Source organism: Acidocella sp. (genome assembly GCF_013044125.1).
In the GTDB taxonomy this organism is placed as follows: Bacteria; Pseudomonadota; Alphaproteobacteria; order Acetobacterales; family Acetobacteraceae; genus Acidocella.
Genome location: NZ_JABEVC010000062.1, coordinates 1 through 13101 on the forward strand (window position 1 = coordinate 1; position 13101 = coordinate 13101).

Below are 13101 nucleotides of genomic sequence, written 5' to 3' on the forward strand. Positions count from 1 at the left end.
ATTTCAGCCACGGCCGATTTTAGCCGCGGGCCGATGGCCGGATCGCCGAACCAAGCGTTTGCAATTTGCTGAAATGGCTCGTGTGAAGAATTTTTGCCGGACATTTTTTCGCGCGCGCGTTAGGTTAGAATCTTAGGTTATGGTAGCTGGATAGGTCAGTATTACCAAGGGAACCTATTCTGGTGAGTGATGGGGCCAGGGCAAAGCAGGACCAACCCCGCCATTTGGCGAAGTTGGCCACTCACCTTAGCGAATCGGGGTCCTTTTCCGGAGCCGTGCCGTACGCCTTGGGCCGGACACGAAGAGGGGCGTGGCCGGATGGTTCGCTGCTTCTCGACGATTAACCCTATCGCCGGGCGTCCATGGGCCTCGAACCTGCGCAGTGCCCTTCGGATGGATGACGCCAACCCCACAGTATCCGGTGCAACCCATGCGCTGCTGTCTCTGCCGACCACATGGACTGGCCAGCACCAAGCCAAGACAACGCGCACTGACCAGAATGGTAAACGCTGGTTTTCGGGCCTTTCGCCAGTTATTTGGCCTGCAAAAATTCGAATTTTTCGGCGCGTCTCTGTGCGCTGGCCCTTCCCTGGGGCTTGTCTGGGCATGGCCATGCCACCTGGCGCGCGCCCTTGTTGGCATGGCGCTTTGGCCTCAAACCAGATAGGCTTGCGAGGCAATCCCTTGAAGCAAGATTGGATGTATAGGCGTGCCGCATGAACGCTGTTGAAATTGAGCAGGCCGTCACTGCCCTGGCCGAGCAGCCGTTTGATGCGGCTGAGTTCCCGTATGCCTTTCTGGAGGCGTTCGGGAACAAGGAGACCACGATCAAGCGCCTGCGCAAGGGCGAGTCCAACAAGTCTGACCTTGCCGGCCCTTGGGGCGGCGTGCTGCAAACCAACAATATCCATATCGCCGTCGCCGCCCCGGGCGAGGTCGCCAAGACCCTTGCGGCGCTGAGGGCCAGCCCGGCGACGGCGCGGGCCAAGGCCAAATTTGTGCTGGCGACCGATGGAGAGGCGTTCGAGGCGGAGGATTTAACCTCGGGCGAGACGGTCGTTTGCGACTACCCTGATTTCCCGAACCATTTTGGCTTCTTCCTGCCGCTCGCCGGCATCACCACCGTTCGCCAAATCCGCGAAAGCTCGTTCGATATCCGCGCCACCATCCGCCTCAACCGGCTTTATGTGGAGCTGCTGAAAGACAACCCCGATTGGGGCGCCGCCACCCGCCGCCATGAGATGAACCATTTCATGGCGCGGCTGATTTTCTGCTTCTTCGCCGAGGACACCGGCATTTTCAACGGCGCGGGTATTTTTACCACGACGATCGAGCAGATGAGCGCCAAGGACTCATCCAACACCAATGAGGTGATTGGCGCGCTGTTTGGCGCCATGAACACCAAGGCGGATGAGCGCGCCGGGGCCGGGATTCCGCGTTGGGCGGATGTTTTCCCCTATGTAAACGGCGGCTTGTTTTCCGGCAGTACCGCAACGCCGCGCTTTACGCGCATCGCGCGGTCTTACCTGCTGCATATTGGCAGTTTGGATTGGAAAAAGATCAACCCGGATATTTTCGGCTCGATGATCCAGGCCGTGGCGGATGATGAGGAGCGCGGCGCGCTCGGCATGCACTATACCAGCGTGCCAAACATCCTGAAGGTGCTGAACCCGCTGTTTCTGGATGATTTGCGGGCAAAGCTGGCGGAGGCGGATGATAATCCGCGCATGTTGCTCAATTTGCGCAAGCGCATGGCGAAAATCCGGGTGTTTGACCCCGCCTGCGGCTCGGGTAATTTTTTGGTCATCGCCTATAAGGAGATGCGGGCGATTGAGGCGATCATCAACCAGCGCCGGGGCGAGGCTGAGCGGCGCAGCGACATTCCGCTGACCAATTTTCGCGGCATCGAGCTGCGCGATTTTCCGGCCGAGATCGCGCGGCTGGCGCTGATCATCGCTGAATATCAGTGCGATGTGCTCTATCGCGGCCAGCAGGAGGCGTTGCAGGATTTTTTGCCGCTGGATGCAATGAACTGGATCACTTGCGGCAACGCGCTGCGGCTGGATTGGTTGAGCGTCTGCCCGCCAACGGGAACGGGTGTGAAATTGCAGGCGGATGATCTTTTCGGTGTGCCATCCGATCAAGCACAGATCGACTTCGAGAACGAAGGCGGCGAAACATATATTTGTGGGAATCCTCCATACTACGGAAGCCGTCGTCAAGAAGAACAGCAGAAATTAGATCTAAAAAATTTAGCTGGGGACATAATTCCCAAATGGAAATCGTTAGATTACGTTTCCGGCTGGCTTCTTAAAGGCGCACATTATGCGAAATTCGAAAAATGCCGGTTTGCATTCGTTTGTACAAGCTCAGTAGCCGAGGGGCTTCAAGTTGCGGTTCTGTGGCCACACATTCTTAAAGACGAGAGAGAGATATACTTCGCGCATCGCCCGTTTAAGTGGTCAAACCTTGCGAAGAGCAACGCGGGTGTTTCAGTCGTTATTATAGGAACAAAATCCATAACGGAAAAAACACAAATCAAAATATATGAGGGGGATAATATACGGGTTGTAGATCGGATAAATCCTTATTTGGTACCTGCACCCACCGTTTATGTTGCTACTCAACCGACACCTCTTGGCGATCTCCCGCGAATGGTGATGGGCAGTATGCCCAGAGATGGAGGAAACCTCATCCTTAGCCAGGAGGAGGCTCGAAACTTAGTCGAGGCTAAGTCATCTACCGCTGAATGGGTGAGGAGATACGTTGGTTCTGACGAATTAATCAAAGGGATTGAAAGATATTGCCTGTGGATAAGCGACGCCAATGCACCAAAAGCACAAAAGATGGAAGATATCCGCCGCCGCTTGGAAGCGGTTGCAGAAATGCGAAATTCAAGTCCGCTCCAATCAACCAAAGAATTTTCTGATCGTCCGCATAGATTCGTATATTTAGCCGGAGAAAGTCGTATGCGTACGATCGCGGTAGGCGGTGTTTCGTCCGAAAAGCGCCCTTATCTTCCCGTAGACATGTTTCAACCTCGGGTCATAGTGAGCAACCTTGCCTTTGCGATTTATGATGGCCCTTTATGGAGCTTCGCTCTAATAGCTTCACGCGTTCATTTGGTGTGGATTGCTGCGGTATGCGGCAAGCTGGAAACCCGATATCGCTATTCTAACACCTTGGGGTGGAACACATTTCCCGTCCCCACGCTCACGGAAAAAAACAAGGCCGACCTCACACGTTGCGCCGAGGATATTCTGCTCGCCCGCGAGGCGCATTTCCCGGCCACCATCGCCGATCTCTATGACCCGGATAATATGCCGGCTGATTTGCGCGCGGCGCATGAACGCAATGACGAGGTGCTGGAGCGCATCTATATCGGCCGACGGTTCAGGAATGACACGGAACGGCTGGAAAAACTGTTCGCGCTCTATACCGAGATGACCGAAAAACAGGGCAAAGCCGCCAAAACCAAAACCCCGGGCGGGGCGCGCGCGGGCAAGGCGGCCACGCCGGGCCAGGAGGACGCGCTTGTTTAACCTTGACGTGATACCATTTTGTGGTACTAAGCTTTGATGCAAAAGCGGCACGCCAAGACGCTTGAGGCCATTTTCCGCCGCCCCGTTTCGGGGACCATCCGCTGGGCCGAGATCGAGGCCCTGTTTGCCGGGCTGGGTGCTGAGATTATGGAGCGGGAAGGCTCGCGCGTGGCCGTGGTGCTGTTTGGCGAGGTGCAGGTGTTCCACCGCCCGCACCCCTCGCCGGAGACTGACAAGGGCGCCGTGGCGGCGGTTCGCCGCTGGCTGGAAAACCATGGAGTAAAACCATGAATATTTTGGAGATTGATGGCCATAAGGCGGTCATCGGGTTTGACCCGGAGATCGGCATGTTCCGGGGGGAGTTTGTGGGGCTGAATGGCGGCGCGGATTTTTACGCTGATAGCGTGGAAGGGTTGCGGCGCGAGGGCAGCGCCTCGCTGCGGGTGTTTCTGGAGACGTGCCGCGCGCGCGGCATCGAGCCTTACCGCGCGTTCAGCGGCAAGTTCAATGTGCGCATTCCGGGTGAGCTGCACGCCGAAGCCGTGCAGGTAGCGGCGGCGCGCGGGGTGAGCCTGAACGAGCTGGTGCGCGAGGCGCTGACGCATGAGCTGAGTTCTTGATCGGGTTTTGATCGCGCAGGGTGAGGCGCTGGAGCGTAAAATGAAGTTTGAGCATATATCAAAAGGTTATTCGATGCGCGGCGCCGTTTTTATTCTTGATCGGGTTTTGATTGGGGAGAGCTGGGCATGAGCGTTGGCATCCCGACCGTCTCGGTTACCTATGCCCGGAGCGGAAACTCGGCCAAGGCCAATGAACTGGGAATGCGCCCGATGCAGGAGCTCGCCTATGAGAAGCGGGGCGAGCAATATCTGCTGATCAAGTCCCCGCCGGCCTCGGGCAAGAGCCGGGCGCTGATGTTCATTGCGCTGGATAAGCTGCATCATCAGGGGGTGCGCCAGGCGATTATCGTGGTGCCGGAGCGCTCCATCGGCGCCAGCTTCCAGGATGAACCGCTGAGCCAATATGGCTTCTGGGCGGATTGGGTGGTGGCGCCAAAGTGGAACCTGTGCAACGCGCCGGGGGGTGATAATGGCGGGAAGGTGAATGCGCTTGGCGCCTTTCTGGAGAGCGATGACAAGGTGCTGGTTTGCACCCATGCGACCTTCCGGTTTGCCGTGGATAGGTTCGGCATTGCGGCGTTTGATAACCGGTTGATCGCGGTGGATGAATTTCACCATGTTTCGGCCAACCCGGATAATAAGCTTGGGGCCCATCTGGGCGCGTTGATCGCCCGCGATAGAGTGCACATCGTGGCGATGACCGGCTCATATTTCCGGGGTGATGCCGAGGCCGTGCTGATGCCCGAGGATGAGGGCAAGTTCGATACGGTGGTCTATACCTATTATCAGCAGCTCAACGGGTACGAATATTTAAAGCAGCTCGACATCGGGTATTTTTTCTATAGCGGCGCCTATGCAGACGATATTTTGAAGGTGCTGGACCCGGCGGAGAAGACGATCATCCATATCCCGAACGTGAATTCGCGCGAAAGCACGAAGGATAAGATCAGGGAGGTTGAGCATATCATCGAGGCGCTGGGGGAATGGCAGGGGAGCGACCCGGCAACGGGGTTTCAGCTGGTAAAAAGGCCGGATGGCCGCGTGCTGCGGATTGCGGATTTGGTGGATGACGACATCACCAAACGCGACCGGGTTGCCGCCGCGCTGAAGGATGCCAGCCAGAAGAACAACCGGGACCATGTGGATATCATCATTGCGCTGGGGATGGCCAAAGAGGGGTTTGACTGGATTTGGTGCGAACATGCGCTGACCGTGGGATACAGGGCCAGCCTGACCGAGATTGTGCAGATTATTGGCCGGGCCACGCGGGATGCGCCGGGCAAGACCCGCGCGCGGTTTTCTAACCTCATCGCAGCGCCCGATGCATCGGATGCCGCCGTGATTGAGGCGGTGAACGATACGCTGAAAGCCATCGCCGCCAGCTTGCTGATGGAGCAGGTTCTGGCGCCCCGGTTCGAGTTCAAGCCCAAAAACCCGAATAATGAACCGACGCCTGGGTTTGACTATGGCGAGGGAGGGTATGATCCGGCAAAATGCAATGTTGGCTTCAGCGAGGCGACGGGCAAGTTCGAGATTGAGATCAACGGCTTGGCAGCGCCAAAAAGCCCCGAGGCAACGCGCATTTGCCGGCAGGATTTGAACGAGGTTATCGCTACTTTTGTCCAGGATAAGCGGACAGTTGAGCGGGGCCTGTTCGATGAAGAGCTGGTGCCGGAAGAACTGACCCAAGTGCGAATGGGCAAAATCATCAAGGATAGATACCCGGAACTTGATGAAGGTGACCAGGAAGCCGTGCGGCAACACGCCATTGCGGCTTTGAATTTGACCCAGGCGGGCAAGAAAAAGGCCACTGATGAGGAAGAGGGGAAGGCAAGCCCGAATACGGCTTTTGTCGACGGTGTGCGGCGGTTTGTCATGGATGTGAAGGAGTTGGACATCGATCTGATTGACCGGATCAACCCGTTTGGGGAAGCCTATGCCATTTTGGCGAAAACCATGGATGAAGAGAGCCTGAAGCAAGTGGCGGCGACGATTGCCGGCAAACGGGTTAACCTGACGCCCGAGGAAGCCCGCACCTTGGCGCATCGCGCGCGGAAATTCATGCAGGAACGCGGACGGTTGCCGTCAATCACCTCGTCGGATGCTTGGGAAAAGCGGATGGCCGAGGGGGTGGCGTTTTTGGCCCGCATGAAGGCGGAGGCAGCTCGTGGCTAAGGCTATATTCACCGAGGAGGATGATGCGCTTCTGGAGGAGCTTGGCGTTGAGGTTGAAGCCCCTCGCCATGGTAGCCGAACGCCGCGTGAGGAGCGGATTATTGCCGGGTTTGAGGAAATCCAGCGCTTCTTCCAGGAGCATGGCCGGACGCCGCAACATGGCGAAGAGCGGGATATTTTCGAACGTTTATACGCCGTGCGGCTTGATCGGCTTCGTGAACAGGCGGAGTGCCGTGAGATTTTGGAGCCGCTGGACCACCAGGGACTACTCAAGGGCCAGGTGCATGAAAAGGCCGTGGAGCCTGATGAGCTGGACGATGACGAGCTTTTGGCGGAGCTCGGTGTTGGTGCGGCCGCACCAAATGACATCACCAATCTGAAGCACGTCCGGTCCGTGGCGGATAAACGCGCGGCTGAAGTGGTGGCCAACCGGACCGTCTGCCCGGATTTCAGCATTTTTAAGCCGCTGTTTGCCGATATAAGGGCCGATCTTGAGGCCGGCACCCGTGAGACCAGGCGGTTTGGCGAAAACGCCGAGATCAAGAAAGGGGAGTTTTTCATCCTGGGCGGCCAGTTTGCCTATGTGGCCGATGTGGGCGAGGAGTTTGTCGCCGGATACGGCCGGCCAGACCGGCGGCTACGGGTTATCTATGACAACGGGACGGAAAGCGATCTGCTTTTAAGGTCGTTCCAGCGCGCATTGTATAAAGACGAAGGCGGGCGGCGAATTACCGATCCCAAGCTCGGGCCGCTATTTGGCGACCAATGGGAACCGGACGATATTGCGAGCGGGACTATTTATGTGTTGCGGAGCCATTCCTCACACCCATTTGTCGCCGAGCATCGTGAGCTCATCCACAAGATCGGCGTGACGGGCGGCAGGGTGGAGACGCGCATCGCGAACGCCGCGCATGACGCGACCTACCTACTGGCAGATGTTGAAATAGTCGCGACATACAAGCTGGCCGATATCAACCGGACCAAGCTGGAGACGATATTTCACCTGATTTTTGCCCCTGCCCAGCTTGATCTCACCATTCAAGATCGCTTTGGCCATCCTGTAAGGCCAAGGGAATGGTTCCTTGTCCCGCTACAGGTGATTGATGAGACGGTAGGACGTATCCGTGATGGGTCAATCGCGCATATGGTCTACGATCCTAGAACCGCACACTTGGTTGCGGCAAAGGATTAAGCCATATGCAGCCGAGGAAATTTGCTGATAATGCCGTTTTTGGGGCTCGTATCAGTCTTATCCTGAAAGCAGCAAATCAAGTTGGCGGCGTGCCCCCGCAACCAGAAAATACAATCAAAACAACAGCTTAAAGCCACCGCAAGGTGGCTTTTGGTGTTTTAACCGCCTAGCACAGTGTTAACACATAGTCACCCGCCGGTAAAAACCTGAAAACCTACGCGGTTGTAAAGATTTTGCTCAGTGCAACCGAGGCTGTGTGCCGGGCGCCTTGATCTGAATATCCCGTTCCCGCGGCCCCCTATGTTTGAGGGTGTTCGATGGATAATCATCTGACGCTGCTGGGTGGCAAGCTGCAGCTCTACCGGCGCGGCAATAGCCGGTTCTGGCAATGCTCGGCCTCCGTCGGGGCCAAGCAATGGCGGGCCACCACCAAACAAGAAAACGTCAATCTCGCAACCAAGGTGGCGCAGGATTGGTATCTGGGGCTCTGCGGGAAAGAAGCCGCCGGCACGTTGGTGACGGAAAAAACCGTACAGGACGCGGCGGAGAAATTTACCCGAGAATATGAAGTGATCACCGAGGGTGAGCGCTCCCCGAAATGGGTGCAAGGGCACCAGATTCGGCTGCGCCTGCATCTGCTGCCGTTCTTTGGGAAGATGGGATTGTCGGAGGTGACGCCCGGGACCGTGCAGGATTACCGGGTGCACCGGATTGAGACGGCGACGAAGGCCAAAACCAAACCGCCGGCGCGGAGCACCTTGCATGATGAGGTGGTGACGCTGCGCCTGGTGTTGAAGGCGGCGATCCGCCATGGGTGGTTGACGCATTTGCCGGATTTGTCGCCGCCGTATAAGACCCAGGGCAAAATCGTGCACCGGCCCTGGTTCAGCCCGGAGGAATATAAGCAGCTTTATACGGCGTCGCGTGACTGGGCGCGCAATCCGCCGCAGCCGCAATATCGGTGGAATGCCGAGCAGATGCACGACTATATTTTGTTCATGGGCAATACCGGGCTGCGGCCTGATGAGGCCGGAAATCTCCAGCACCGTGATGTGTCGATCGTGACCGACCATGCCACGGGGCAGACGATTCTGGAGATCGAGGTGCGCGGCAAGCGCGGGGTTGGGTTCTGTAAAAGCACGCCGGGTGCGGTGCGGCCGTATGAGCGGTTGTTGAACCGGCCGAAGCCGACGCGGGGTAAGCAAAAACGCAGCCGGAGCTTGAAGAACCCGAAGGCGCCGCTGCCGGTGGAATTGCCGGAGCCGACTGACAAGGTGTTCCCGCAAGGCGGGCAGTTAAAATTGTTCAACAGGATATTGGCCAAAGCCAAGCTGAAGGCCGACCGGGATGGCAAGCCGCGTACGGCTTACAGTTTGCGGCACACATACATCTGCCTGCGGCTGATGGAGGGGGCAGATATTTATCAGATCGCCAAAAACTGCCGCACCTCGGTCGAGATGATCGAGAAACATTATGCCGCGCACATTAAGAATACACTCGATGCTGCCGCCATCAACGTGATGCGCCCGAAAGCCGCAAAGGCGGCGGAGAGGATGGCTAAAGCCGGAGCTGGCGGCAATGGTAACGGAAAGGGTGGCGGCAAGTCCGGGCAACTGGCGAAGGCGGCTGGCACGGCGCTGGCTATGGATGCGGATTTGGCGCCGGGAGCGCTGACCGCCGAAAATACCGGGTAATGCGACACCAGTTTTGGGAGGCCGCAGGGACGACCAGGCAGCGATCCGCTTGGCGGATCGCCCAGAAGCGCACCCCTTGCGGGTGCGCAACTCGGGGCTTGGCCCCGCTGAATCACATTATCATCCCCTCAAAACGCCTTGGCGATCAGCATCTCCTCGGCGCGAGTGGTGTAGCGTGGTGAGTGCCGTGCCTGGCGGCCGGCCCAGGTTTTGATCATGCCGGTTGCTGCCGGGCGCAGCGTACCGCTCCCGAAACGGGCGTTGACGGCATCCAGCGCGGCCATGGCCCGGGCGGATTTGACCGCATCTCGGGTGCTGAAAAGCCCGCTTTGCTGCCGTGCGGGCGCAAAATCGCCCAGCATAATGCCCGCTTTGAAATACCGGAAATTCGGCCGCCAGATGGCACGTAGCAGACGCACTGCCTCGGTGATCAGGGCCAATGTGTCGGCGGTTGGTTCGATCTGAGCCGCGCGGCTGGCGCTGTACCAGTCATCGCCATTATGTGGGTTGGTGTGGGCAAATACCGAGAGATGACCGGCTTGCAGCCCGTCAGCCCGCAGCTTCTCGGCAGCACGGGTGGCGAAGGCAGCCACGGCCTCGCGCAACTCGCCCCAGGAGGTAACCAGCCGGCCGAAGGAGCGGGTGACGGCGATGGCCTGGCGCGGTGGTGGCATAAGCGTGAGCGGAATGCAGCTTTGGCCGCGCAATTCGGCCTGTACGCGCGCCCCGGTGGCGGTGAGCAGCTCGCGCACCTGTTCGGGCGCCAGCCTCACGAAATCGGCGATGCTGGTGATGCCTAATTTGTTGAGTTTTTCGGCGGTTTTGCCGCCGATGCCCCAGACCATGCGGAGCGGTGATTGCGCGTAGCAGGTGGCGCGTGTTGCTGGGGCGCGCAAATCGCAAACGCCCCGGAGGGCAAATTCATCCTTGGCGATGCGGTTGGCGAGTTTGGCGATGGTTTTGGTGGGGCCGATGCCGACACAGGTGGGGATTTTGGTGAGGCGTCGGACATCATCGCGCAGGCGGCGGCAGAAATTTTCCAGATCAGGCAGGCCGGTGAGGTCGAGGAACATCTCATCGATGCTGTAGGGCTCCACCTGCGGCACGCGGGCGGCCAGGACCTCGTACATGCGCCGGCTCATATCGCCGTAGAGCGGGTAGTTGCTGGAGCGCCATTCGACTTGCTTGCACGCGGGTCGGCGCAAAGCGAGGTGCCAGGGCTCGCCCATTTTAATGCCGAGCGCCTTGGCCTCGGCCGTGCGGGCGATGGCGCAGCCGTCATTATTGCTCAGCACCACCAGGGGCAAGCCGCGCAGTTCGGGCGCAAAAGCGCGTTCGGCGGAGCAGTAAAAGCTGTTGCCGTCGATTAAGGCGAATACCGACATGGCTTAGACTTGCGTGCGGATGAGGCCGGTGACCACGGCCCAGATCTCGGCGTCGTCACCCGTGACGGCGATAGGGGCGGTGTCGGGGTGGCCGGAGGCCAGCCACCATTGCTGCTGGCGATAGGCAAGCTGGCCGACCAGCACCGCGCCGTTGAGCATCACCACCGCGACCTTGCCGTGGGCTGGGGGCGAGGCGGCATCGGCGATTAAAATATCGCCCGCGAAAATGCCGCGTGAGGCCAGGGCGTCACCCGCAACCCGCACCGGGTAACGGCTAGGGCGCGAGAGGTCGAGCATGGCGGCGAGGTCGATCCGGCCTTCGAGGTTGTCTCCGGCAGGGGAGGCAAAGCCGGTGGTATTGCCCCCGTTGTAGTTCATGACCCAGCTCCGTTTGCCCAATGCAGAGGTGGGAACATATAGAGAACGTGCACTACCAGCAAGCTGAAAAGACTCAATGTTTATAAACCGGGCAGGGCGCGGTAGACTCCGCGTATGTGCGGGCGTTTTGTCAGTACCACGCCACCAGAGGCAATCGCCCGGATGGTCAAGGCGGTGAACCCGGTGCCAAACGTTGCGCCGAGTTGGAATATTGCGCCCAGCCAGCAGGCCATGGCGGTGCGGCGTCACCCCAAGACGGGAGAACGGCATCTCGACCTGCTCGCTTGGGGTTTTGTGCCGCACTGGGCAGATAACCCGAATACCGAGCGCAAGCCGATCAATGCGCGCGCTGAGACGGTGGCGACATCACCGATGTTCCGAGCAGCTTTTGCCCATAACCGCTGCCTGGTGCCGGCGGATGCCTATTACGAGTGGCAGGCAGCGCCGGACGGCAAGCAGCCCTACGCCTTTGGCCGCCAAGATGGCGCGCCGATGATGTTGGCCGGGCTGTGGGATGTCTGGCAGGGTGAGGGTCGTGCCAGGCTGCGCAGCTTTACCCTGATCACCACAAGCGCCAACGAAATCGCCCGGCCGATCCATGACCGAATGCCGGTGATCGTGGAGGCGGAGAGCTGGCCGCTGTGGCTGGGTGATGAAGAAGGGGAGCCAGGGGCGTTGTTGCGGCCCGCAGGCGATGAAGTTCTCAAAGCCTGGCCCGTTAGCCGCCGGGTGAACAGCCCGGCGAATAATGATGCCCGTCTTCTGGACGGAAAATAGTTATGTCTGAATTTGGCGTGTTCGGGCCGGGAGCTGACAGGCAGGTTTCGGGCGTCCGGTTCAAAAAGCGGTCATTGGCAAAGTGGCCAAAGATTCGTAGGTTGGGTCAGCGCAGTGCAACCCATCAATCTGGCGCGGTACGAAAGCGATGGGTAGCGGTCTTACCCATCCCATACTTGCTTTTGCCCATGTGTGCGGTCGCTGACGAGTGGTACTATCTCTGCTCAAATATTCGCGGCAAACTTCTCACATGAGTGATCAATATATCTTTGACCAGTTGCTCGGAATTACGAATGCGGTTCTTTCTTCGCCGCTTTCCATTGCTATTTTCAGCACCGCTATTGCTGCTTTCGCTGGCACCTGGGGTGCCCAGCTTCTTGCCGAACGGACGGCACGACGGAAAGAAATTTTGCACGAAATAAGAGGTGTAAATGCGGCACTGAGTTTTGCCTTCAATATCGCCAACACCTACATTGCGACCAAAAAGCAGCACACCAAAGAACTCGTTGTCGACTACAAACAGCAATGCACTGATCGCGAAGCCCATTACATGCGTGTGAATGCATCAGTAATCCCCGCCGGCACTCCTTTTCCCCTTAAACTCATACTCCAGACGATTCTGCCCCCATATTCCCCCATTGCGGAACTGCAAAAAACTCTTTTAGATCGGATTAACCCGAGCGGCAGGGCTTTGCTTCTTCTAACTCCTCTGACGCAGTCTATCGAGGGTTTTGCCGACGCTGCGAAACAACGCAACGCTTGGATCGACGAAGTTAAAAACATGCCTGACAACGATGATGCGAGGAAAGCAAGCCTTTATTTTGGTACTCCCTACGCTACTGGCCGTGTTGATGACCGATACCCCAAATTGATGGAAGCCATAGAATTTCACAACGATAGTTGCATCGCATTTAGCGTTATGCTCGCCAATGTGCTTAAAGAGGACGGGGAAAAAATGGCCGCAGAATACGGTAAAAATGCTCCAAAAATCAGTAAGCCAAATTTTGAAATGGCTGGTGACTTAATTCCTGATCTCAAAGAATATTCTCTCTGGGTGAAGGATTAAAGCTGGCTCTGTTGCGTTAGTTCAGCGAGCGTTGCCCGCCCTTCTCGTCGCGTGTCTGCTTTCGGGCAGACTGAAACTAGGCCGGAACGGCCATCATGAGGCGCAAAGCTGCCTGTAACCGTGGTGATGTCTGGCCTCGATGTTAGGCCTGAGAGTGAGAGTTGAGTCGTACGGCTCATGGCAGGTTTTAGTCCGGAGGAGAGGCTTCCGGGGCCTGTCATGGAGAAGTGCCATGGATATCAATGCATCTGCCGCGGTGGCGGTTGTGGGGG

10 protein-coding genes are annotated in these 13101 nt (G+C 58.0%); 8 read left to right on the plus strand and 2 right to left on the minus strand.

The genetic code is table 11. From position 1 onward, the window contains the following. Positions 1-716: 716 nt before the first annotated feature. The 6 genes from HKL97_RS03505 to HKL97_RS03530 all read left to right on the plus strand — a co-directional run bounded on the left by HKL97_RS03505 (position 717) and on the right by HKL97_RS03530 (position 9223). On the plus strand, positions 717-3542 hold the full coding sequence (locus HKL97_RS03505; protein WP_291422715.1) for a DNA methyltransferase: 2826 nt from the start codon (positions 717-719) through the stop codon (positions 3540-3542). Positions 3543-3578: 36 nt separating this feature from the next. Then, positions 3579-3833, plus strand: coding sequence for a type II toxin-antitoxin system HicA family toxin (locus HKL97_RS03510; protein WP_291422716.1), 255 nt, complete (start codon positions 3579-3581; stop codon positions 3831-3833). Beyond that, entirely contained in the window at positions 3830-4162 is a 333-nt protein-coding gene (locus HKL97_RS03515; RefSeq protein ID WP_291422717.1) for a type II toxin-antitoxin system HicB family antitoxin, read from the plus strand. The genes HKL97_RS03510 and HKL97_RS03515 overlap by 4 nt, the downstream gene beginning before the upstream one ends. 126 nt (positions 4163-4288) lie before the next feature. Continuing rightward, complete coding sequence (locus HKL97_RS03520; protein WP_291422718.1) at positions 4289-6337, plus strand: DEAD/DEAH box helicase; 2049 nt, start codon at positions 4289-4291, stop codon at positions 6335-6337. Continuing rightward, positions 6330-7529, plus strand: coding sequence for a GIY-YIG nuclease family protein (locus HKL97_RS03525; protein ID WP_291422719.1), 1200 nt, complete (start codon positions 6330-6332; stop codon positions 7527-7529). The genes HKL97_RS03520 and HKL97_RS03525 overlap by 8 nt, the downstream gene beginning before the upstream one ends. 317 nt (positions 7530-7846) lie before the next feature. After that, a complete protein-coding gene (locus HKL97_RS03530) occupies positions 7847-9223 on the plus strand; it encodes a site-specific integrase (RefSeq protein ID WP_291422720.1) in 1377 nt (458 codons plus the stop codon). A gap of 128 nt (positions 9224-9351) precedes the next feature. Here the strand turns inward: HKL97_RS03530 and HKL97_RS03535 are convergent, their stop codons facing one another. Further along, positions 9352-10608, minus strand: a complete 1257-nt coding sequence (locus HKL97_RS03535; RefSeq protein ID WP_291422721.1) for a Y-family DNA polymerase — start codon at positions 10606-10608, stop codon at positions 9352-9354. 3 nt (positions 10609-10611) lie between these two features. Continuing rightward, positions 10612-10986 (minus strand): LexA family transcriptional regulator, encoded by a 375-nt coding sequence (locus HKL97_RS03540; RefSeq protein WP_291422722.1) that lies wholly within the window; start codon positions 10984-10986, stop codon positions 10612-10614. Positions 10987-11100: 114 nt separating this feature from the next. Between HKL97_RS03540 and HKL97_RS03545 the strand changes: the two genes are divergently transcribed. Together HKL97_RS03545 and HKL97_RS03550 are read left to right on the plus strand one after the other, a co-directional pair. Further along, positions 11101-11763, plus strand: coding sequence for an SOS response-associated peptidase (locus tag HKL97_RS03545; RefSeq protein ID WP_291422723.1), 663 nt, complete (start codon positions 11101-11103; stop codon positions 11761-11763). Between the two features lie 250 nt (positions 11764-12013). After that, a complete protein-coding gene (locus tag HKL97_RS03550; protein WP_291422724.1) occupies positions 12014-12829 on the plus strand; it encodes a hypothetical protein in 816 nt (271 codons plus the stop codon). Positions 12830-13101 lie beyond the last annotated feature (272 nt).